This window comes from Streptomyces sp. NPDC059524 (genome assembly GCF_042749255.1).
Classification (GTDB): Bacteria; Actinomycetota; Actinomycetes; order Streptomycetales; family Streptomycetaceae; genus Streptomyces; species Streptomyces xanthii.
This window is the reverse complement of the sequence record NZ_JBHYTK010000146.1, coordinates 1-20,267: the sequence shown is the minus strand read 5'-3', so window position 1 is coordinate 20,267 and position 20,267 is coordinate 1. Positions and strand designations below refer to the sequence as shown.

Here is a 20,267-nt window from a genome sequence, read left to right as displayed (position 1 = left end):
GTCCGGGAGGCCGTGACGGCGGCGCTCCCGGACCGCCCGACGGTCGCGGTGCTGGTGACGGAGAGCGCGGACTGACCGCGGCTCCGCCGGCAGCGGAGATCAGTCGCCGAGGCCCGCCAGGTCGCGCAGCCGGCGGCCCTGCGCGGCGCGCTCGGCGACGCGCTGCTCGTCGAGGGTGCGACCGGCGGCGCCCTGGAGGAGCACCTTGGTCTCGATGACGGCGTCGCGGGGCGCGGCGACGAGCGCGGCGACGAGGTCACGCGTGGCGTCCTCGAGCTGGTCACCGGGCACGGCGACGTTGGCGAGGCCGCTGCGCACGGCCTCGTCGGCGTGGACGTAGCGCCCGGTCACGCAGATCTCCAGCGCGCGGGCGTATCCGACCAGGCCGACGAGCGGATGCGTGCCGGTGAGGTCGGGAACGAGCCCGAGGCTGGTCTCCCGCATGGAGAACTGCACGTCGTCGGCGACGACGCGCAGGTCGCACGAGAGCGCGAGCTGGAAGCCCGCGCCGATCGCGTGTCCCTGGACCGCGGCCACGGAGAGGATGTCGCCGCGGCGCAGCCAGGTGAAAGCGTCCTGGTACTCGGCGATGGTGGAGTCGAGCAACTCCTCGCCGCCGCGGGCCAGGTCGATGAAGGACGGCTCGCCGTCGAACCCCTCGGGCGTGAACGCCTGACGGTCCAGGCCGGCGGAGAAGGACTTGCCCTCACCGCGCAGCACGACCACCCGCACGGAACCCGGCAGGGAACGCCCGGCCTCGGCCAACGCCCGCCACAGCGCGGGACTCTGGGCGTTGCGCTTGTCCGGGTTGGTCAGCGTCACCGTGGCGATCGTGTCGTCGACGATGAGCTGGACGCCGTCCTTGTCGAGCAGGGGTGCGGTCTTGGTCATCGGGACCTCCGGGTCTGCGCAGTCGTGAGCACGCGCGAAGCGTAAGTGACTGCACAGTAACCACCCGGTCGGCCAGCCGACCGACCGGGTGGTCACCGACGGAGCCGGTGAACCGAACGAGTCGGAACGGAGAGCTGAGCGAAACGCGTCAGCTCGCCGCGGCCTTCTTTCCTCGCGTGGCCCCGCCGCGACCTCGCAGCGCGACCCCGGACTCGCTCAGCATCCGGTGCACGAAGCCATACGAGCGGCCGGTCTCCTCGGCCAGCGCTCGGATGCTCGCACCGGAGTCGTACTTTTTCTTCAGGTCTGCCGCGAGCTTGTCGCGCGCGGCGCCGGTCACCCGGCTGCCCTTCTTCAGAGTCTCGGCCACCCGTGCCTCCTCATGGGAAGTGCGCTCTGGAATTCCCATGATCACCCCTCTTGGGCTTCCTGGCCACCCATTCGACAAGGTCTGTAGGCGGCCGATGGGGAGCCGTACGGGGATCCACACGAGTGGAATCAGGGGTTCCGCCGGACTCGCGCGGCGCCCGGAACGGTCCGCGCGAAAGAACCGGCAGGTCAGTGACTCCCCAGGCGCCGCAAGGGTTCTACGGCCCCCAGGGCCGCTCGGAGCGCCACGGACACACCGCGGTACGAGGCGGTCTCACTCAGATGAAGGATCACGGCTCGGCCGAATGATCCATACGGAGTGGATCATTCTTTCGATCAAGCCGTGCTGACGCACGGTGTCCGTGCCGTCGCCTCAGGCGAGGGCGACGAGGTCCGCGTAGCCCTGGCCCCACAGGTCCTCGATGCCGTCCGGCAGCAGGATGATCCGCTCCGGCTGGAGGGCGTCGACGGCGCCCTCGTCGTGCGTGACGAGGACGACCGCGCCCTTGTAGGTGCGCAGCGCGCCGAGGATCTCCTCGCGGCTGGCCGGGTCCAGGTTGTTCGTCGGCTCGTCGAGGAGCAGCACGTTGGCCGAGGAGACGACGAGGGTGGCCAGGGCCAGTCGGGTCTTCTCGCCGCCGGAGAGGACTCCGGCCGGCTTGTCGACGTCGTCGCCGGAGAACAGGAACGAGCCGAGCGTCTTGCGCACCTGGACCAGGTCGAGGTCGGGGGCGGCGGAGCGCATGTTCTCCAGGACCGTGCGCTCCGGGTCGAGGGTCTCGTGCTCCTGCGCGTAGTAGCCGAGCTTGAGGCCGTGGCCCTCGATGACCTGGCCGGTGTCGGGCTTCTCGGCGCCGCCGAGGAGCTTGAGCAGGGTCGTCTTGCCCGCGCCGTTGAGGCCGAGGATGACGACGCGGGAGCCCTTGTCGATGGCCAGGTCGACGTCGGTGAAGATCTCCAGGGAGCCGTACGACTTCGACAGTCCCTCGGCCATGAGCGGCGTCTTGCCGCACGGCGAGGGCTCGGGGAAGCGCAGCTTGGCGACCTTGTCGGACTGGCGGACCTCCTCGAGACCGGCGAGGAGCTTGTCGGCGCGCTTGGACATGTTCTGCGCGGCGACGGTCTTGGTCGCCTTGGCACGCATCTTGTCGGCCTGCGCGTTCAGCGTCGCGGCCTTCTTCTCCGCGTTCTGACGCTCGCGCTTGCGGCGCTTCTCGTCGGCCTCGCGCTGCTGCTGGTAGAGCTTCCAGCCCATGTTGTAGACGTCGATCGTGGAGCGGTTGGCGTCCAGGTAGAAGACCTTGTTGACGACCGTCTCGACGAGGTCGACGTCGTGGGAGATCACGATGAAGCCGCCGCTGTACGTCTTCAGGTAGTCCCGCAGCCAGATGATGGAGTCGGCGTCGAGGTGGTTGGTCGGCTCGTCGAGCAGCAGGGTGTCCGCGTCCGAGAACAGGATGCGGGCCAGCTCGATGCGGCGGCGCTGACCACCGGAGAGGGTGTGCAGGGGCTGACCGAGCACACGGTCCGGGAGGTTGAGCGCGGCGGCGATCGTGGCGGCCTCGGCCTCGGCGGCGTACCCGCCCTTGGTGAGGAACTCGGTCTCCTGGCGCTCGTACTGGCGCAGGGCCTTGGCCTGGGTGGCGCCGGTGCCGGTCGCGATCCGCTGCTCGTTCTCCCGCATCTTGCGCATCAGGACGTCGAGGCCGCGGGCGGACAGGATGCGGTCGCGGGCCAGGACGTCGAGGTCGCCGGTGCGCGGGTCCTGCGGCAGGTAGCCGACCTCACCGGAGCGGCTGATGGTGCCGCCGGCCGGGATGCCCTCGCCGGCCAGGCACTTGGTGAGGGTGGTCTTGCCCGCCCCGTTGCGGCCGACCAGGCCGATGCGGTCGCCCTTGGCGACACGGAAGCTGGCGTTCTCGATGAGGATGCGGGCGCCGGCGCGCAGTTCGATGCCGGAGGCGGTGATCACGAGTGGGTCTCCAGGAATGGATCAACAGCGGATTGACAGGGCGAGGGCCGGTCGGCGCCGCTAATGCACCCAGAGAAGAAACGTCATACGAGACAGTTTAACGGTGGGATGCAAACGCTTTTGCCGGGCCGCCGCCCGCCCCGTCCGACCTGGGCGCATCCCCCGTTCGGCCCACGGACCGGGCCCGGCGCGGCCGCGCGCCCGAGGATGAGGAACGGCGGCACGGACTCCCGGTCCCGCCCCTCGGCGAAGACACGACCCAGGCGGTGGCGCATGCAGTTCGACGACGACGCGCGGCTGGACACCTCGGAGGTCCAGGACGTGCGGGGCAGCCGGATCCCCGGCGGGAAGGCGACGGTCGGCGGCGGTTTCGCCGGGCTGATCGCCCTGCTGCTCGGGCTGTTCTTCGGCACGAACGAGTTCGGCCTCTCGTCGGACGGCTCCGGCACCCCTGCGACGTCGGTGTCGAGCGCGGCGCAGGTGGAGCAGCACTGCCGTACGGGCGAGGACGCGAACACGCAGCAGGACTGCCGGACCGTCGCGGTGGTCAACAGCCTCCAGGACTACTGGACCGGCGAGTTCCAGCGCCGCCAGGGCCGGTACTCCCCCGCCTCCACGGTGCTCTTCACGAACCAGGTGTCGACGGCCTGCGGCCGGGCGTCCTCGGCGGTCGGGCCCTTCTACTGCCCCGGCGACCGGAAGGTCTATCTCGACCTCGGCTTCTTCGAGGAGCTGCGCTCGAAGTTCGGGGCGAGCGGCGGCCCGTTCGCGCAGGCCTACGTGGTGGCGCACGAGTACGGGCACCACGTGCAGAACCTGATGGGCACGCTGCAGCGGGCGCAGGACGGGCGTACCGGCCAGAACAGCAACGCGGTGAAGGTCGAGCTCCAGGCCGACTGCTACGCGGGGGTGTGGGCCCGGCACGCCACGAGGACGCCGGACGAGTCCACCGGCCGGCCGCTGATCACGAGCCTGACGGACGCCGACATCCGCGACGGCCTCGACGCGGCCGCCGCGGTGGGCGACGACCGCATCCAGGAGAAGTTCCAGGGCCGGGTGACGCCCGAGTCGTGGACGCACGGCTCGTCCCAGCAGCGCCGGCAGTGGTTCTACCAGGGCTACGAGAGCGGCGACATGGCGCAGTGCAACACCTTCCGGTGAGCCCTGCCGGCGGTCAGGCTCCGCCGGTGTGGACCTGGAAGGCGGCCCGGCGGACGGCCTTGGCGAGCGCCGGGTCGGGGTGCGCGGCCGCGAGGGCGACCAGGACCTGCACGGTGCGCGGGTGGCCGACGGCGCGGACCTCGTCGATGAGCGCGGGCACGGTGGGCTGGACCGCGGACTCCAGGTGCCGGACCAGGAGCGGGGCCTCGCCGTGGTCGGCGACGGCCGCGGCGGTGTCGACCCACAGCCAGGTGGCCTCCTCGCGGGTGAGCACGGTGTGCACGTCCTCGGGGTCGGCGCCCTCGTGCTCGGCGAGCCACAGCCGGGCGTAGGCGCGCAGGCCGGGGTCGTCGGCCGCCTTGCGGACCTCGGGCTCGGCCGGGGCGCCGACGACGCGCAGCGCCTCGAAGGCGAGCCCGCGCAGCAGGGCGTCCTCGCCGCGGGCGGCGTCCAGGAGCTCGGTGACAGCGTTGCCGATGTCGCGTGCGGCGAGCCAGGCCCGGTACTCGTCGCGGGCCGCCTTGGGGCGCAGCCGGGCACAGCCGCGCAGCATGTCCTCGGCGGCGACCTCGATGTTCCCGGCGGGTGACTGGGCGGCCACGCAGATCTGCTCGAGCCGGACCCAGACCGCCCAACTGCCGAGCGGGGTGAGGGTGGCGTGGCCGTCGGCGTAGGTGAGCGCTCCCACGGCGGCGAGGCCGCTGAGCGCCCAGTCCAGGAGCGGCAGGAGCGGGGTGTCCTCGGCCGTGCCGGGGCCGCCCGGTCCGTCGGCCTCCAGGTGGGGGCCGTAGGGGATCTCGCAGCGTTCGGTGCGCAGCTCGGTGACACGCTGGCCGAGCAGGTCGAGGAGCTGCTCGGTGGCGACGGGTCCCGCCATCAGCTGGAGGAAGGACAGCAGCTGGGGCATGGCCTCGACGGCCTCGGCGACCGCGGCCGCCTCCAGGGCGCCGGGCGCGGGGTGGACCAGCGACCAGGCGTCGAAGAGGGCGACCCAGCCGCGCAGCACGGCGGTGTCGTCGCGGTCCCAGGCGCGCAGCCGCCAGCCGGGGCGTGCGCTGTCGCCGTGCACCTCGACGAGTCCGGCGAGGCGGGCGGTGTCCCAGTCGGCCCGGACCTGGCGCACGGTGAGGCCGAGGTCGTCGGCGGCGCGCCGCGCGGTGGCGTCGGAGAGGGTGCCCTTGCCGTCGCGGGCGCCCATGGCGCTGCCGGGGCTCAGGGCGGCGTCGGCCCAGCGCGCCACCCGGACCGCGCCGGCGAGGCCCTCGCGGGCGGTGCGGGCCAGCTCGGCCGGGGGCGGGGTGCCCTCCGGGGGGCGTGGGGCGGTGCGGCGGGTCGCGGCACGCGGGGCAGGGGGCGCCAGCGGCTGGCGGCGGGGGCGGACAAGTCGGAGCCGGGAGTCGCGCGGGGTACGGGACGTCACTGGAGCAGTCTCCCCGTGACCCGGCGATTTCCCAAACGCGGGCCTGTGTTCGGCACCCGGCCCCCGGTTCGCGCGGCTACATGAGGGGCGTGAGGAAGCGTCGCAGGGTCTCTTCGTACGTGGCCGGGTCGGCGTTCCACATCGCGTTGTGCGGGGCGTCGTCGACGGTGTGCAGGGTGACGAGCTCGGGCCGGGCGGCGGCCAGGCGCCGGGACAGGGTCCAGGGGGCGACCTCGTCGCCGGGGCCGTGCACGACCAGGGTGGGCACCTTCAGGTTCTGCGGGTCGGCGGCCTCGGCGAGCCGGTCGGCGTGCAGGCCGGTGCGGCCCTGGGCGGCGCGGACGGCGAGCGGGAGCAGGGTGCGCGGGGTGCGGTGGGCTCGGGCCAGGGCCCGCAGGGTGGCCTCCCAGCTGAGCACCGGGGAGTCGAGGACCAGGCCGGCGATGCGCTCGCGCAGGGCGCAGTGGCCCGCGGCGTGCAGGGCCATGGCGGCGCCGGTGGACCAGCCGTGCACGATGACGCGGCGGGCGCCGAAGCGGACGGCGTAGCGGATCGCGGCGTCGAGGTCGCGCCACTCGGTCTCGCCGAGGTGGTGCAGGCCGTCCGGGGAGCGGGGGGCGCCGAGGTCGCCGCGGTAGGCGAGGTCGAGCACAGGGAAGCGCTGGCGGTGCAGGAACCCCATGACGTTCATGGGGTGTTCGCGGGTGGTGCCGAGGCCGTGCACGGTGATGACCCAGGTGTCGCGCGGGCCGGGCAGGAACCAGGCGGGCAGGGCGCCGAGTTCGCCGGGGACGTCGACGTCGGCGTGCTCGAGGCCGAGGGCGGAGGCGGGGTCGCCGATGTGGACCTGGGGCGTGAGCCAGGCGTGCGCGCCGGGTTCGAGGGCGCCGTGGGTGACCCGTTCGAGCCGGCGCACGACCGTGTCGGCGGGGTGCGGCACAGATTCGACGACGGGCCCGACGACCGCGTGGTAGCCGTCACCGGCGAGCCCGTACGTGCCCGGGCGCAGGGAGGCGAGGTCGCGGGTCAGGGTGACGTGGCCCGCGGCGACCGCGTGGACGGTGAGCCGGGGTTCGGTGGGCAGCGGGCGTCCGGCGCGTGCCTTCAGCGCGGCGTCGCTGGCGAGCCGGCCCGCGGCGATCGAGGCGATCGAGGCGGCGAGGACTCCGGTCACGGTGGTGACGGCCGCGGCCGTCGCTCTGGCGGTGCGCACCCGTCCAGTGTCTTAGCGGTCGGGCCCCGCGGCCAGTGGGGCGGCGATCCGGGTGACCCGCCGTAGCTCCGACCGTCCGTCGCCGGGTGCCGCCCGGTGGGGGTTCTCGCGCCCACGCGGCGGAGCCGCATATCGACACAGCCCCGCGCCCCTGAGATGCACACCCTTCGGGTGGCATCTCCCCGATGAAGGGCTCAGGGCTCACGGCGCTGCCCGTACCGCGCCAACCGCTCCGCGACCTCGTCCAGCTGGGCCGCGCTCAGAAGGGAGGGGCTCAGGCCCGGCACGGAGCGGGCGACGAGCCAGACCCGGCACATCCACTCCAGCTGGGCCGTCCGGTCATAGGCCGCGTCGAGCGAGTCCCCGTACGCCACGGTCCCGTGGTTCTGCAACAGGCACCCCGTGCGCCCCTCGATCGCCGCCAGCATGTTCGCGGCCAGCGACTCCGACCCGTACGTCGCGTAGGGCGCGACCCGGACCGGGCCGCCGAGGGCCATCGTCATGTAGTGGATCGCCGGCAGCTCGGGGACGAGCGTGGAGACGGCGGTGGCGTGCACGGCGTGGGTGTGCACGACGGCGCGCGCGCCGGTGTCCCGGTACAGGGCGAGGTGGAGCGGCAGCTCACTCGTGGGGACGAGGGTGCCGTGCCGGGTGCGCCCGGTGAGGTCGACGGCGAGCAGGTCGCCGGGAGTGAGCCGGTCGTAGGGGACGCCGCTCGGGGTGACGAGCACGAGGGCGTCGTCGCCGTCCCCGACCCGCACCGACACGTTGCCGGAGGTGCCGACGACGAGGCCGTCGGTCACGGTCCTGCGCGCGGTCGCCACCAGCTCGACCCACGCCTGTTCGAGTTCACCCATGCGCGCATCCTGCCAGGCACCCGAACGGCGGGAAACGCGCCGGGCCGGGCCCGAGATCCCCGGTCCGACACATCCCATATGTGCATATTTCTCATCCCTACGACTACTGGCTTCCGGGGGGAAACATGGCCCGTGACCACACACCGTCCCGTCGTCGCGCCCGGGTCGCGGCAGCGGCCTCCGCGGCCGCCCTGACCCTCGCGGGCAGCGCGCTCGCGGAGCTGCCGGCCCAGGCGGCGGGCAAGCCCAAGGGGCACGACGTCTCCTCGCACCAGAAGAACGTGAACTGGGACAGGGCGAGGAGCAAGGGCGCGCGGTTCGTCTACGTGAAGGCGACCGAGTCGACGAACTACCGCAACCCCTACTTCGCCCAGCAGTACAACGGCGCCCGCGACCGGGGCATCATCCGCGGCGCGTACCACTTCGCGCTGCCGGACAGGTCGTCCGGCCGCACCCAGGCCGCGTATTTCGTACGCAACGGCGGCGGGTGGACCCGGGACGGGCGGACACTGCCGCCCGCGCTCGACATCGAGTACAACCCGTACAGCGCGAAGAAGAAGTGCTACGGCATGAGCAGGGCGAAGCTGGTGTCCTGGATCGACTCGTTCAGCGACGAGGTGCTGCGCCGGACCGGGCGGCGTCCGGTGATCTACACCAACTACACGTGGTGGAAGAAGTGCACCGGCAACAGCGGGGCCTTCGCCGGGAATCACGCGCTGTGGCTGGCCCACTACGCGCGGACCGCCGGGCCGCTGCCGCGCGGCTGGTCGTACTGGACGTTCTGGCAGTACGCCAACAAGGGCGGCCTGCCGGGTGATCAGAATCTCTTCAACGGGTCGCAGGCCCAGCTCGAGCGGTTCGCCCGGGGGTAGTCCGACCCGGGCCGAAAGTCCCGCGGAACCCGGAATTCCGGGGCTTTCGCGGGGGTGATCCGGAACCACGGCCGCCGCCTCGCACCAAAGGGAGCGGCGGCACTCCGGATCGGGACACCGCTCAGCCCCGCCCAGTTCATCTTCCGTTCACCCGACTTCCCTACGTTCAACGAGCCACTGACGTCCAACCGAAGCCTGGGTAAATGGAACACATCACGCTGCTCCTAGCGATCGTGATCGTTACCGCACTGGTCTTTGACTTCACCAACGGTTTCCACGACACCGCCAACGCGATGGCGACGACCATCTCGACAGGCGCCCTCAAGCCGAAGACGGCGGTGGCCATGTCCGCCGTGCTGAACCTCGTCGGAGCGTTCCTCTCCGTCGAAGTCGCTAAAACGATCTCCGGCGGCATCATCAACGAGGACGGCCTCAAGACAGAGGTCATCTTCGCGGCGCTGGTGGGCGCCATCCTCTGGAATCTGCTGACCTGGCTGGTCGGCCTGCCCTCCAGCTCCTCGCACGCCCTGTTCGGCGGCCTCATCGGCGCCGCCGTCATGTCGATGGGCTGGTCGTCGGTCAACGGCGGCACCGTCGTCACCAAGGTGCTGCTGCCCGCGGTCGCCGCGCCGCTCGTCGCCGGCCTCGCCGCGATGCTCGCCACGCGCCTGACCTACCGCATCAGCAAGAAGACCGACGAGAAGGCCACCGCCAAGGGCTACCGCGCCGGGCAGATCGCCTCGGCCGGCCTCGTCTCCCTCGCGCACGGCACGAACGACGCGCAGAAGACGATGGGCATCATCACGCTCGCCCTGATCACCGGCGGTGTGCTCGCGCCGGACGCCGACCCGCCGCTGTGGGTCATCGTCTCGGCCGGTCTGGCCATCGCGATGGGCACCTACCTGGGCGGCTGGCGCATCATCCGCACCATGGGCAAGGGCCTCACCGACCTGGCCCCGCAGCAGGGCTTCGCCGCGCAGACCAGCGCCGCGACGGCGATCCTCGCGTCCTCGCACATCGGCTTCTCGCTCTCCACGACCCAGGTCTGCTCCGGCGCCGTCATGGGCTCGGGCCTCGGCCGCAAGGGCGGTGTCGTCCGCTGGTCGACCGCCACCCGGATGTTCGTCGCGTGGGGTCTGACCCTGCCGGCGGCCGGTCTGGTCGGCGCGGGCGCCGAGTTCCTCACCCAGCAGGGCCCCTGGGGCATCGGCCTGACGGCCGCGCTGCTCATCGGCGGCGCCTCGGTCATCTGGGCGCTGTCCCGCCGCAACTCGGTCGACCACCACAACGTGACGGCCGACGAGATCGGCACCGAGGCCCCCGCCGAGGAGCCCGCCGGTGTCGTCACGACCGCGATCGCCGCGGTCACGCCGCCGCCGGCCGGTCCGGTGGCCGTCGAGGAGACCCCCGTCCCCGCCGCGGCCGCTTCCGTGGCCGACCCCGCGCGCCCCGCCGGCGCCACGCTGTAAGGAAGCAGGACCAGCTATGAAGATCGACTGGGCGGCCCTCGGCTCCGTGTTCGGCGTCAGCCTCGTGGTGACGGTGGCCCTGGTGGGCCTGTTCACCCTCGGCATCGTCGGCCTCTCCAAGAAGGAGTCGGCGACGCGCGCGGGCGGTTCGGCGACACTCGCCGTCTCCGGCGCCTACCTGTGCTTCGCACTGTGCACGGCGGCGGTCGCGTACGGGATCTTTCTGATCGTGGCCTGACCACGGTCGCAGCACTCCCTCGGCGGGGTGGGGACGCATCCGCGTCGCCACCCCGCCGACGTGTTGTGGACCTGGCCACACTCACCCGCCGCAGGTCAACAGCAAGTTGACGTGCGTTCGCGGAGCGTGGTGCACTTCCCTCGCCATATACGGCAGCAGCAGAGGAAGCCGGTGCGAATCCGGCGCGGTCCCGCCACTGTCAGCCCTCCCCCGGAGGGCGAGCCAGGAACTCACGCTGCCGGTCTCTTCGAACCAGGGCGTGGACACCCTGAGTGAGGACAACTACCGCCATGTTCGCCCCGCGCGGCGCACGGCGGGCCGAGCGCGTCTTCGCGTACGGCGCCGCCCTGGGTATCTTCAGCGACCTCCTGGTCGGCGATCCGCGCCGCGGGCACCCCGTCGCCGGCTTCGGCCGCGCCGCGGGAGCCGTCGAGCGCGTGCTGTGGCGGGACGACCGCGGCCGGGGCGCCCTGCACACGGCCGTGTGCGCCGGTGGCGCCGCCGCCCTGGGCGCGCTCGCCGCCCGTGCCGTACGCCGCTCCCCCGCCGCCTCCGTCGCGCTGACCGCCGCCGCGACCTGGGCCGTGGTCGGCGGCACCTCGCTGGGCCGTGAGGCGCGGGCCGTGGGATCCGCCCTGGAGGCGGGGGACGTGGAGCTGGCCCGGGAGCTGCTGCCCCGGCTGTGCGGGCGCGACCCCGAGGGTCTGGACGCCGACGGCATCGCGCGCGGCGTCGTCGAGTCGGTCGCCGAGAACACCTCCGACGCGGTCGTGGGCGCCCTGGTGTGGGGCGCCGCCGCCGGGGTCCCCGGGCTGCTCGCCTTCCGCGCGGTGAACACGCTGGACGCGATGGTCGGTCACAAGTCGCCCCGCTACCGGCGCTTCGGCTGGGCCTCGGCCCGGCTCGACGACGTCGCCGGCTGGCCCGGCGCCCGGCTGACGGGCGCCCTCGCGGTGCTGACCGGCGGCCGGCCCCGGGACGCGGTGCGCGCCTGGCGGTCCGACGCGGAGCGCCATCCGAGCCCGAACGCGGGCGTCGTGGAGGCCTCGTTCGCGGGCGCGCTCGGGGTGCGTCTCGGCGGCACGCTGTCGTACGCCGGGCGGGTCGAGCACCGGCCGGTCCTCAACGAGCGGGGTCGGCCCGTGCACGTACGTGATGTGGAACGGGCCGTGCGGTTGTCGCGGCGCGTGAGTCTTTCGGCGTTGGGAGTCTGTGTGGGCGCGCGGTTGCTGTGGGGCCGTCGATGACGGGCGCGAGGAGGGGCGGCGGCCTGCTGGTCGCGGGCACGACCTCGGACGCCGGGAAGAGCGTGGTCACCGCCGGGATCTGCCGGTGGCTGGTGCGGCAGGGCGTGAAGGTCGCGCCGTTCAAGGGGCAGAACATGTCCCTCAACTCGTTCGTGACGCGCGAGGGCGCCGAGATCGGGCGGGCGCAGGCCATGCAGGCGCAGGCCGCGAAGGCCGAGCCGAGCGCGCTGATGAACCCGGTGCTCCTGAAGCCCGGCAGCGACCGCAGCAGCCAGGTCGTCCTGATGGGCAAGCCGGTCGGCGAGCTGAGCGCGCGCGGCTACCACGGAGGGCGGCAGGCGGCCCTGCTGGACACGGTGGTGGGATGCCTGGAGGAACTCCGGGGCAGTCATGACGCCGTGATCTGTGAAGGGGCGGGCTCCCCCGCCGAGATCAACCTGCGCCGCACCGACATCGTGAACATGGGCATCGCGCGCGCCGCCCGGCTGCCGGTCCTCGTCGTCGGTGACATCGACCGCGGGGGCGTCTTCGCGTCGTTCTTCGGCACGACGGCGCTGCTCGCGCCCGAGGACCAGGAGCTGCTCGCCGGATACCTGGTGAACAAGTTCCGCGGCGACGTCACCCTGCTCGAACCCGGCCTCGACATGCTCGAATCGCTGACGGGCCGGCCCACGTACGGCGTCCTGCCGTACCAGCACGGGCTCGGTATCGACGAGGAGGACGGGCTGCGGGTGTCGCTGCGCGGCACGGTGCGCGAATCCGTCGTGGCGCCGCCGGTCGGCGAGGACGTGCTGCGGGTCGCGGTGTGCGCGGTGCCCCTCATGTCGAACTTCACCGACGTCGACGCGCTGGCGGCGGAGCCGGGCGTCGTCGTGCGGTTCGTGGACCGGGCCGAGGAGCTCGTCGACGCCGATCTGGTGGTCGTCCCGGGCACGCGCGGCACCGTGAAGGCCCTGGAGTGGCTGCGCGAGCGCGGGCTCGCCGACGCGCTGGCCCGGCGGGTCGCCGAGGGGCGGCCGGTGCTCGGCATCTGCGGCGGGTTCCAGGTGCTCGGGGAGCGGATCGAGGACGAGGTCGAGTCGCGGGCCGGGGTCGTGGAAGGGCTCGGGCTCCTCCCGGTGCGGGTGCGCTTCGCGCGGGAGAAGACGCTGGCCCGTCCCGTGGGGCAGGCCCTGGGCGAGCCCGTCGAGGGGTACGAGATCCATCACGGGGTCGCGGACGTGCTCGGCGGCGAGGCGTTCCTGGACGGGTGCCGGGTGGGGGCCGTGTGGGGGACGCACTGGCACGGGTCCCTGGAGTCGGACGGGTTCCGGCGGGCGTTCCTGCGGGAGGTCGCGGCGGCTTCGGGCCGGCGGTTCGTCCCGGCACCTGACACGTCGTTCGCGGCGCTGCGCGAGGAGCAGCTGGACCGGCTCGGGGATCTGATCGAGCGGCACGCCGACACCGACGCGTTGTGGCGGCTGATCGAGGGGGGCGCTCCCGCGGGGTTGCCGTTCGTGCCGCCGGGGGCGCCGTGATGGGAAGTCGCCCCCGCCGCCCCTTCCCGTCCCGGCCCCGGGGGCTTCGCCCCGGGACCCCCATGGGCTTGGCCGTACGTGCGGACCGTGCGTGGTTGCTCGCGCCGTTCCCCGCGCCCCTGCCGGGGCGCATCTACCCGGAGGAGTTCATCCGATGAGCAACCCGTATCCGTTCAGCGCTGTCGTCGGGCAGGACGACCTGCGGCTGGCCCTGCTGCTGAACGCCGTGTCGCCCGCCGTCGGCGGTGTGCTCGTGCGGGGCGAGAAGGGAACCGCCAAGTCGACCGCCGTGCGGGCGCTCTCGGCGCTGATGCCGGATGTCCCGGTGGTCTCCGGCTGCCGGTTCTCCTGCGACCCGGCGGCGCCCGATCCGCAGTGCCCCGACGGGCCGCACGCCGACGCGGCCGGGACCGAACGTCCCGCGCGGATGGTCGAGTTGCCGGTCGGGGCCTCCGAGGACCGGCTCGTCGGCGCGCTCGACATCGAGCGGGCGCTCGCCGAGGGCGTGAAGGCCTTCGAGCCGGGCCTGCTCGCGGACGCGCACCGCGGCATCCTGTACGTCGACGAGGTCAACCTCCTGCACGACCACCTCGTGGACCTGCTGCTCGACGCCGCCGCGATGGGCGCCTCCTACGTCGAGCGCGAGGGTGTCTCCGTACGGCACGCCGCGCGCTTCCTGCTCGTCGGGACGATGAACCCCGAAGAGGGCGAGCTGCGGCCGCAGTTGCTCGACCGGTTCGGGCTGACCGTGGAAGTCGCCGCGTCCCGGGAGCCGGAGCAGCGCGTCGAGGTCGTCAAGCGGCGCCTCGCCTACGACGACGACCCCGAGGGTTTCGTCGCGCGCTGGGCCGGCGAGGAGGCCGACGTGCGGGCGCGGATCGCCGCGGCCCGTGCGCTGCTGCCCCAGGTGCGGCTCGGCGACCAGGCGTTGACGCAGATCGCCGCGACCTGCGCCGCGTTCGAGGTGGACGGCATGCGGGCCGACATCGTGATGGCCCGGACCGCGACGGCGCTGGCCGCGTGGGCGGGGCGCACGGAGGTGCTCGCGGAGGACGTGCGGCAGGCGGCGCTGCTGGCGCTGCCGCACCGCAGGCGCCGCAACCCCTTCGACGCTCCGGGCCTCGACGAGGACAAGCTGGACGAGACGCTGGAGGAGTTCGGCCCGCAGGACGACCCGGACCCGGAGCCCGACGGTGACGGTGACGGCCCCGACGGCGGGGGCCCGGACGGCGGCGGGGGCGGAGTGCCGCCGCAGGCCGGCGGACCGGAGGCGGGACAGCGGCGGGAGACGCCCGAGCAGGCCCCGCGGACCGGGGAGTCAGAGGAGCCGGGCGACGCCCAGGTGCCGGCGGGGGCCGGGCGGGAGCAGCGCGCGGTGAGCGCCGGCGAGCCGTTCCGTACGAAGATGCTGAGCGTGCCGGGCCTGGGTGACGGGGCCGCGGGGCGGCGCTCGCGGGCCCGGACCGAGCACGGCCGCACGACGGGGTCGACGCGGCCGCGCGGAGCGCTGACGAAGCTGCACCTCGCGGCGACCGTGCAGGCGGCGGCGCCGCACCAGCGGGCGCGCGGGCGCAGCGGTACGGGCCTCGTGGTGCGCCGGGACGATCTGCGGCAGGCGACGCGCGAGGGCCGCGAGGGCAACCTCGTGCTGTTCGTCGTGGACGCGTCCGGGTCGATGGCGGCGCGGCAGCGCATGGGCGCGGTGAAGGGCGCGGTGCTGTCGCTGCTGCTCGACGCGTACCAGCGCCGGGACAAGGTGGGCCTGGTGACGTTCCGGGGCACGGGCGCGGAGGTGGCGCTGCCGCCGACGTCGAGCGTGGACGCGGCGGCGACCCGCCTGGAGTCGCTGCCGACCGGCGGGCGCACTCCGCTGGCCGCCGGGCTGCTGAAGGCGCACGAGGTGCTGCGCGTGGAGCGGCTGCGGGATCCGGCGCGGCGCCCGCTGATGGTCGTGGTGACGGACGGCCGGGCGACGGGCGGTCCGGAGCCGGTGCGGCTCGCGGAGCGCGCGGCCGGGCTGCACGCGGCGGAGGGCACGGCGTCGGTGGTCGTGGACTGCGAGAGCGGCATGGTGCGGCTCGGGCTGGCCGGGCAGTTGGCGACGCGGCTCGGCGGGACGGCCGTGACGCTGGACGAGCTGCGGGCGGACTCGATCGCCGGGCTGGTCAAGGACGTACAGGGAACTCAGGGGATCAACAGCATCAGGAGGGCCGCGTAATGCCGCAGGGACAGCCGAGTGTGGTGCCGGACGACGGGCTGACGACGCGTCAGCGGCGCAACCGGCCGCTGGTGTTCGTGCACACGGGGGTCGGCAAGGGCAAGTCGACGGCCGCGTTCGGGCTCGCGCTGCGGGCCTGGAACCAGGGCTGGCCGATCGGGGTGTTCCAGTTCGTCAAGTCGGCGAAGTGGAAGGTCGGCGAGGAGAACGCGCTGAAGGTGCTGGGCGCCTCCGGTGAGGGCGGCACCGTCGACTGGCACAAGATGGGCGAGGGCTGGTCCTGGGTCCAGCGCGACAGCCAGGCCGACAACGAGGAGAAGGCCCGCGAGGGCTGGGAGCAGGTCAAGCGGGACCTGGCCGCCGAGACGTACAAGCTGTACGTGCTCGACGAGTTCGCGTATCCGCTGCACTGGGGCTGGATCGACGTGGACGAGGTCGTGCAGGTGCTGCGTGACCGTCCGGGCACCCAGCACGTCGTGATCACGGGCCGCAACGCGCCGGAGAAGCTGGTGGAGTTCGCGGACCTGGTGACGGACATGTCGAAGGTGAAGCACCCGATGGACACGGGTCAGAAGGGCCAGCGGGGCATCGAGTGGTGACGACCTCCGTCTCGGTTCCGCGGCTCGTCGTCGCGGCGCCCGCGTCCGGGACCGGCAAGACGACGGTCGCGACCGGTCTGATGGCGGCGTTCGCGGAGCGGGGCCTGGCCGTGTCCCCGCACAAGGTGGGGCCCGACTACATCGACCCGGGCTATCACGCGCTCGCGACCGGCCGCCCGGGCCGCAACCTCGACGCGTACATGTGCGGGCCCGAGCTGGTCGCGCCGCTGTTCGCGCACGGGGCGCGCGGCTGTGAACTGGCCGTCGTGGAAGGCGTGATGGGCCTGTTCGACGGTGTGTCCGGCGAGGGCGAGCTGGCGTCGACGGCGCACGTCGCGAAGCTGCTGAAGGCGCCGGTCGTGCTGGTGGTCGACGCGTCGTCGCAGTCGCGTTCGGTGGCGGCGCTGGTGCACGGCTTCGCGTCCTTCGACCCGCAGGTCAGGCTCGCGGGCGTGATCTTGAACAAGGTTGGTTCGGACCGGCACGAGGCGCTGCTGCGGGAGGCCCTGGAGGAGGTCGGCGTCCCGGTCTACGGCGCCCTGCGCCGCACCCCGCAGGTCGCCACGCCGTCCCGTCATCTGGGCCTGGTCCCGGTAGCGGAACGCAGTGCGGAGGCGGTCGATTCCGTACGGGCGTCGGCGGCGATGGTGCGGGAGGGCTGCGACCTGGAGGGCCTGCTGGCCCTGGCACGGTCGGCCCCGCCGCTGTCGACGGAGGCGTGGAGCGCGGCCGACCCGGATGAGCGAGCCACCACGACGGCGGGAAGGCCGGTCGTGGCCGTGGCGGCGGGCGCGGCGTTCACCTTCTCCTACGCCGAGCACACGGAAATCCTCGCGGCGGCCGGCGCCGAGGTCACCCCCTTCGACCCGCTCCACGACGAGTCCCTCCCGGAGGGCACCGCCGGCCTCGTCATCGGCGGCGGCTTTCCGGAGGTCTACGCCCCGGAGCTCTCCGCGAACGAGCGGCTCCGCAAGGCCGTGGCGGAGCTGGCCGCGTCCGGCGCCCCCGTGGTCGCCGAGTGCGCGGGCCTGCTCTACCTGTCCCGCTCCCTCGACGACAAGCCGATGTGCGGTGTCCTGGACGCGCATGCCCGGATGTCCCCGCGCCTGACCCTGGGCTACCGGGACGCGGTCGCCGTGTCGGACAGCGTGCTGGCCCCGGCCGGGGCTCGGATGCGCGGCCACGAGTTCCACCGCACCGTCCTGGAGCCGGGCGCGGGGCCCGCGCCCGCGTGGGGCATGCGGCTGCCGCAGCCCCGGGTCGAGGGCTTCGTACAGGGCGGCGTGCACGCCAGCTATCTGCACACGCACTGGGCGGGCCGCCCGGAGGTCGCGCGGCGCCTGGTCGAGCGGTGCGCGACGCCGTGAGGTCAGCCCGCGAGGCCGACCACGAGCCAGATGAACCCCGCGCCCAGCGCCGTGCACAGCAGGGTGGAGCGCGCGGGGTGCTCGTGGTGGGCCTCGGGGAGGATCTCGGCGGCCGCGAGGTAGAGCAGGACGCCGCCGAAGAAGCCGAGATAGCCGCCGAGCAGTTGCTCCGGAATGGTGAACAGGAGCGTGGACGCGGCGCCCACGACCGGCGCGAACGCGTCGGCGAACAGCATCATGACGGCCTTGCGGCGGGCGTTCCCGTACAGGCTGGTGATCGTGTACGTGTTGAAGCCGTCCGCGAAGTCGTGGGCGATGACGGCGAGCGCGACGGCGAGCCCCATGCCGCCGCCGATCTGGAAGGCGGCGCCGATGGCCATGCCGTCCATCAGGCTGTGCCCGACCATCGCGGACGCGGCGGTGAGTCCGACCTCGGGGGCCCGGGCGTGACCGTCCTCCTCGGCGCCGTGGGCCGCCTGCCGGTGGGCGAGGAGGTGCTCCAGGACGTGCGCGGCGAGGAAGCCGCCGACGAACAGGAGCAGGGCCGCCGGCACGCCGAACACGTCGTCGCCCAGTGCCTCCAGGGCCTCGGGCAGCAGGTCGAGTCCGACCACGCCGAGCATGAGTCCACCCGCGAGACCGAGCACCAGGTGGCGCCGGTCGGTGACCCGTTGCGCGGTCCAGCCGCCGACCAGGGTCATGAGAAAGGCGCCGAGCGCCACGAACACCGCCATGCGCCTTTGCTAACCCATCCGACCCCCGCGCCGCACATCCGGGGTGGCTCCGGCCGTGTCGTGGTGGGGGTCGGGGCCCGTTCCGGAGCCCCGGCGGACGAGGTCCTGGCGCTGGTCGGGGCGGTGCTCGCGGAGGCGGGCGTGCCACCGGAGCGGGTGCGGGCGCTGGCCACCGTGGCGGCCAAGGGGCGCGAACCGGGCCTGCTGGGGGCCGCCGAGGCGCTGGGCGTTCCGCTGGAGACCTACGACGCGGAGCGCCTCGCGGCGGTCGCGGTGCCGCACCCTTCGGCGCGGGTCCGTACCGCGACGGGCACGCCGTCGGTCGCGGAGGCCGCCGCGCTGGCCGGGGGCGGCGTGCTGCTCGTACCGAAACGGGCGTCGCGCGGCCCCGGCGGCGGCCCCGGCCGCGTGACCTGCGCCGTGGCCGTCCAGGCCGACTGACCGACTCCCTCTTCTCCTCTCCCTCTCAAGGAGCCCGCCGTGCAGACCCCCTCCCCCGCCCTGCTCGCCGCTCTCGCGCGGCGGCTCGACGACGTCCTGGACGGTGCGGCCCGGGCCGAGGTGACGGTGCTGCTCGTGGGCGACGGCGCGGCGGAACCCTTGGCGCGCGCCGAACTCGCCGCGTGCGCCCGCCTGTTGTGGGACCACGGCGGATACGAGGAGGTGGCCTTGGCGTTCGGTGCGGGCGCCGCCCCCACGATCCCGTCGGCGCTCGACCGCGCGAGGACGCTCGGCGCCCGGCACATCGCCGTCCTGCCGTACGAGCCGCTGCCCGGGGAGGAGTTCGGGGAGCGGGTGGCGGACTGGGCCGCGGCCCACCCGGAGGTGGCGGTGACCCGCGTCCCGGACTCCGCCGGCGTCGCCGTCGGGGCCGGGCCCGATCTGCGGCATCACGGGGACGCGGAGGTGCGGGACGACGGGGAGAAGCTGACGGATCTCGCGGTGAACGTGCGGACCGGGACGCCGCCGGTGTGGCTGCGGGAGCGGATCGGTGCGGCCCTGGAGGGGCTCGCCGCGTATCCGGACGGGCGGGCGGCGCGGGCCGCTGTGGCACGGCTGCACGGGGTGCCCGTGGAGCGGGTGCTGCTGACGGCCGGTGCGGCGGAGGCGTTCGTGCTGCTCGCGCGGGCGCTGCGGGTGCGGCGGCCGGTGGTCGTGCATCCGCAGTTCACCGAGCCGGAGGCGGCGCTGGAGGACGCGGGGCACGTGGTGCGGCGGGTGCTACTGCGGGAGGAGGACGGGTTCCGGCTCGACCCGTCACTCGTGCCCGAGGACGCGGATCTGGTCGTCGTCGGCAACCCGACCAATCCGACGTCCGTGCTGCATCCGGCCGGGGTGCTCGCCGCGCTGGCCCGTCCCGGGCGGGTCCTCGTGGTGGACGAGGCGTTCATGGACGCGGTGCCGGGTGAGCGGGAGGCGCTGGCGGGCCGCACGGATGTGCCCGGCCTCGTGGTGCTGCGGAGCCTGACGAAGACGTGGGGGCTGGCGGGACTGCGGATCGGGTACGTCGTGGCGGCGCCGGAGATCGTGGCGGAGCTGGAGCGGGCGCAGCCCTTGTGGCCGGTGTCGTCGCCGGCGCTGGTCGCCGCGCTGGGCTGCGTGTCCGATCGGGGGGTCGCCGAAGCGGGGGCCGCCGCGCTGGCCGTCGCCGGGGACCGGGAGCATCTCGTCGGGCGGTTGCGGGAGTTGGCCGGGTTCGGGGTGTCCGTGGTGGGGCCGGCGGAGGGGCCGTTCCTGCTGGTCCGGGTGCCGGGCGCTGCCGCGGTTCGGGGGGCGCTGCGGGAGGTGGGGATCGCGGTGCGGCGGGGTGACACGTTTCCCGGGCTCGGGGAGGACTGGATCCGGGTGGCGGTGCGGGACCGGGCCACGTCCGACACCCTTGTCTCCGCCTTGAGCCGGATCCTCGCGCCGTAGCTCCGCCGGTCTCGTCGCCGGGTGCGGCCCGGTGGGGGCTGGTCGCGCAGTTCCCCGCGCCCCTGGAGATGCGCACTTCGTGCGCCACCTCCATCGGGGCGGTGCCCCATCGGGGAAATGCGACGCGAAGCGTCTGCATTTCAGGGGCGCGGGGCTGGACCGAGAGGTCCCCGGCCCACTGGGTGGAGCGGGCGATGGCCCAGGTGCCC

18 protein-coding genes, 1 pseudogene and 1 riboswitch are annotated in these 20,267 nt (G+C 73.8%); of the genes and pseudogenes, 12 read left to right on the top strand and 7 right to left on the bottom strand.

The window, feature by feature from the left end; genetic code table 11:
- Positions 1–99: 99 nt before the first annotated feature.
- The 3 genes from ACFW9D_RS30620 to ACFW9D_RS30610 form a co-directional block, all read right to left on the bottom strand.
- Complete coding sequence (locus ACFW9D_RS30620; protein WP_384627230.1) at positions 100–891, bottom strand: enoyl-CoA hydratase/isomerase family protein; 792 nt, start codon at positions 889–891, stop codon at positions 100–102.
- 148 nt (positions 892–1,039) lie between these two features.
- Entirely contained in the window at positions 1,040–1,261 is a 222-nt protein-coding gene (locus ACFW9D_RS30615) for a helix-turn-helix domain-containing protein (protein ID WP_262928315.1), read from the bottom strand.
- Between the two features lie 372 nt (positions 1,262–1,633).
- On the bottom strand, positions 1,634–3,232 hold the full coding sequence (locus tag ACFW9D_RS30610) for an ABC-F family ATP-binding cassette domain-containing protein (protein WP_384627227.1): 1,599 nt from the start codon (positions 3,230–3,232) through the stop codon (positions 1,634–1,636).
- Positions 3,233–3,505: 273 nt separating this feature from the next.
- Here ACFW9D_RS30610 and ACFW9D_RS30605 point away from each other — a divergent pair, with 273 nt between their 5' ends.
- A complete protein-coding gene (locus tag ACFW9D_RS30605) occupies positions 3,506–4,393 on the top strand; it encodes a neutral zinc metallopeptidase (RefSeq protein WP_188339656.1) in 888 nt (295 codons plus the stop codon).
- A gap of 13 nt (positions 4,394–4,406) precedes the next feature.
- On the opposite strand, the gene ACFW9D_RS30600 is transcribed toward ACFW9D_RS30605, so the two are convergent.
- The 3 genes from ACFW9D_RS30600 to ACFW9D_RS30590 all read right to left on the bottom strand — a co-directional run bounded on the left by ACFW9D_RS30600 (position 4,407) and on the right by ACFW9D_RS30590 (position 7,883).
- Positions 4,407–5,813 carry a hypothetical protein gene (locus tag ACFW9D_RS30600; RefSeq protein ID WP_188339655.1) on the bottom strand — a complete coding sequence of 469 codons (1,407 nt, stop codon included), beginning with the start codon at positions 5,811–5,813 and terminating at the stop codon, positions 4,407–4,409.
- A 76-nt stretch (positions 5,814–5,889) separates the two neighbouring features.
- On the bottom strand, positions 5,890–7,026 hold the full coding sequence (locus ACFW9D_RS30595; RefSeq protein ID WP_384627223.1) for an alpha/beta hydrolase: 1,137 nt from the start codon (positions 7,024–7,026) through the stop codon (positions 5,890–5,892).
- Positions 7,027–7,220: 194 nt separating this feature from the next.
- Positions 7,221–7,883, bottom strand: a complete 663-nt coding sequence (locus ACFW9D_RS30590) for a class II aldolase/adducin family protein (RefSeq protein WP_384627221.1) — start codon at positions 7,881–7,883, stop codon at positions 7,221–7,223.
- 125 nt (positions 7,884–8,008) lie between these two features.
- On the opposite strand from ACFW9D_RS30590, the gene ACFW9D_RS30585 reads away from it, so the two are divergent.
- The 8 genes from ACFW9D_RS30585 (at position 8,009) to ACFW9D_RS30550 (ending at position 17,410) form a co-directional block, all read left to right on the top strand.
- Positions 8,009–8,755, top strand: a complete 747-nt coding sequence (locus ACFW9D_RS30585; RefSeq protein ID WP_384627218.1) for a lysozyme — start codon at positions 8,009–8,011, stop codon at positions 8,753–8,755.
- 203 nt (positions 8,756–8,958) lie between these two features.
- Entirely contained in the window at positions 8,959–10,224 is a 1,266-nt protein-coding gene (locus ACFW9D_RS30580; protein WP_384627215.1) for an anion permease, read from the top strand.
- 16 nt (positions 10,225–10,240) lie between these two features.
- Positions 10,241–10,462 carry a hypothetical protein gene (locus ACFW9D_RS30575; protein ID WP_188339650.1) on the top strand — a complete coding sequence of 74 codons (222 nt, stop codon included), beginning with the start codon at positions 10,241–10,243 and terminating at the stop codon, positions 10,460–10,462.
- Positions 10,463–10,570: 108 nt separating this feature from the next.
- A riboswitch (cobalamin riboswitch) is annotated at positions 10,571–10,714 on the top strand.
- A gap of 38 nt (positions 10,715–10,752) precedes the next feature.
- The gene (locus ACFW9D_RS30570) at positions 10,753–11,709 is read left to right on the top strand and encodes a cobalamin biosynthesis protein (protein ID WP_384627212.1); all 957 of its coding nucleotides are present in this window, start codon (positions 10,753–10,755) and stop codon (positions 11,707–11,709) included.
- Positions 11,706–13,226 (top strand): cobyric acid synthase, encoded by a 1,521-nt coding sequence (locus ACFW9D_RS30565; RefSeq protein WP_384627209.1) that lies wholly within the window; start codon positions 11,706–11,708, stop codon positions 13,224–13,226. Before ACFW9D_RS30570 ends, ACFW9D_RS30565 begins: the two co-directional genes overlap by 4 nt.
- A gap of 154 nt (positions 13,227–13,380) precedes the next feature.
- Entirely contained in the window at positions 13,381–15,444 is a 2,064-nt protein-coding gene (locus ACFW9D_RS30560) for a putative cobaltochelatase (RefSeq protein WP_384627206.1), read from the top strand.
- Entirely contained in the window at positions 15,444–16,043 is a 600-nt protein-coding gene (gene cobO / locus ACFW9D_RS30555; protein ID WP_188339646.1) for a cob(I)yrinic acid a,c-diamide adenosyltransferase, read from the top strand. Before ACFW9D_RS30560 ends, cobO begins: the two co-directional genes overlap by 1 nt.
- The gene (locus ACFW9D_RS30550; RefSeq protein WP_384627233.1) at positions 16,040–17,410 is read left to right on the top strand and encodes a cobyrinate a,c-diamide synthase; all 1,371 of its coding nucleotides are present in this window, start codon (positions 16,040–16,042) and stop codon (positions 17,408–17,410) included. Before cobO ends, ACFW9D_RS30550 begins: the two co-directional genes overlap by 4 nt.
- A 2-nt stretch (positions 17,411–17,412) precedes the next feature.
- Here ACFW9D_RS30550 and ACFW9D_RS30545 read toward each other — a convergent pair whose 3' ends face one another.
- Complete coding sequence (locus ACFW9D_RS30545) at positions 17,413–18,144, bottom strand: ZIP family metal transporter (RefSeq protein WP_188339645.1); 732 nt, start codon at positions 18,142–18,144, stop codon at positions 17,413–17,415.
- A gap of 60 nt (positions 18,145–18,204) precedes the next feature.
- Here ACFW9D_RS30545 and ACFW9D_RS30540 point away from each other — a divergent pair, with 60 nt between their 5' ends.
- The 3 genes and pseudogenes from ACFW9D_RS30540 to cobC all read left to right on the top strand — a co-directional run bounded on the left by ACFW9D_RS30540 (position 18,205) and on the right by cobC (position 20,058).
- Positions 18,205–18,585: a cobalamin biosynthesis protein gene (locus ACFW9D_RS30540; RefSeq protein ID WP_384627203.1), complete on the top strand. Its 381-nt coding sequence runs from the start codon at positions 18,205–18,207 to the stop codon at positions 18,583–18,585.
- 39 nt (positions 18,586–18,624) lie between these two features.
- Positions 18,625–18,846 (top strand): annotated as a pseudogene (locus tag ACFW9D_RS30535) (hypothetical protein); the annotation flags it as partial.
- A 123-nt stretch (positions 18,847–18,969) separates the two neighbouring features.
- Positions 18,970–20,058, top strand: a complete 1,089-nt coding sequence (cobC, locus tag ACFW9D_RS30530) for an Rv2231c family pyridoxal phosphate-dependent protein CobC (protein ID WP_384627232.1) — start codon at positions 18,970–18,972, stop codon at positions 20,056–20,058.
- The last annotated feature ends 209 nt before the right edge of the window (positions 20,059–20,267 follow it).

What these genes read in the sequence shown, in the direction of transcription:
- ACFW9D_RS30575 (WP_188339650.1), top strand. Translation starts at nt 10,241, where the DNA reads ATGAAGATCGACTGGGCGGCCCTCGGCTCCGTGTTCGGCGTCAGCCTC.
- ACFW9D_RS30570 (WP_384627212.1), top strand. Translation starts at nt 10,753, where the DNA reads ATGTTCGCCCCGCGCGGCGCACGGCGGGCCGAGCGCGTCTTCGCGTAC.
- ACFW9D_RS30605 (WP_188339656.1), top strand. Translation starts at nt 3,506, where the DNA reads ATGCAGTTCGACGACGACGCGCGGCTGGACACCTCGGAGGTCCAGGAC.
- ACFW9D_RS30585 (WP_384627218.1), top strand. Translation starts at nt 8,009, where the DNA reads ATGGCCCGTGACCACACACCGTCCCGTCGTCGCGCCCGGGTCGCGGCA.
- cobO (WP_188339646.1), top strand. Translation starts at nt 15,444, where the DNA reads ATGCCGCAGGGACAGCCGAGTGTGGTGCCGGACGACGGGCTGACGACG.
- ACFW9D_RS30565 (WP_384627209.1), top strand. Translation starts at nt 11,706, where the DNA reads ATGACGGGCGCGAGGAGGGGCGGCGGCCTGCTGGTCGCGGGCACGACC.
- ACFW9D_RS30620 (WP_384627230.1), bottom strand. Translation starts at nt 891, where the DNA reads ATGACCAAGACCGCACCCCTGCTCGACAAGGACGGCGTCCAGCTCATC.
- ACFW9D_RS30590 (WP_384627221.1), bottom strand. Translation starts at nt 7,883, where the DNA reads ATGGGTGAACTCGAACAGGCGTGGGTCGAGCTGGTGGCGACCGCGCGC.
- ACFW9D_RS30545 (WP_188339645.1), bottom strand. Translation starts at nt 18,144, where the DNA reads ATGGCGGTGTTCGTGGCGCTCGGCGCCTTTCTCATGACCCTGGTCGGC.
- ACFW9D_RS30560 (WP_384627206.1), top strand. Translation starts at nt 13,381, where the DNA reads ATGAGCAACCCGTATCCGTTCAGCGCTGTCGTCGGGCAGGACGACCTG.
- ACFW9D_RS30580 (WP_384627215.1), top strand. Translation starts at nt 8,959, where the DNA reads ATGGAACACATCACGCTGCTCCTAGCGATCGTGATCGTTACCGCACTG.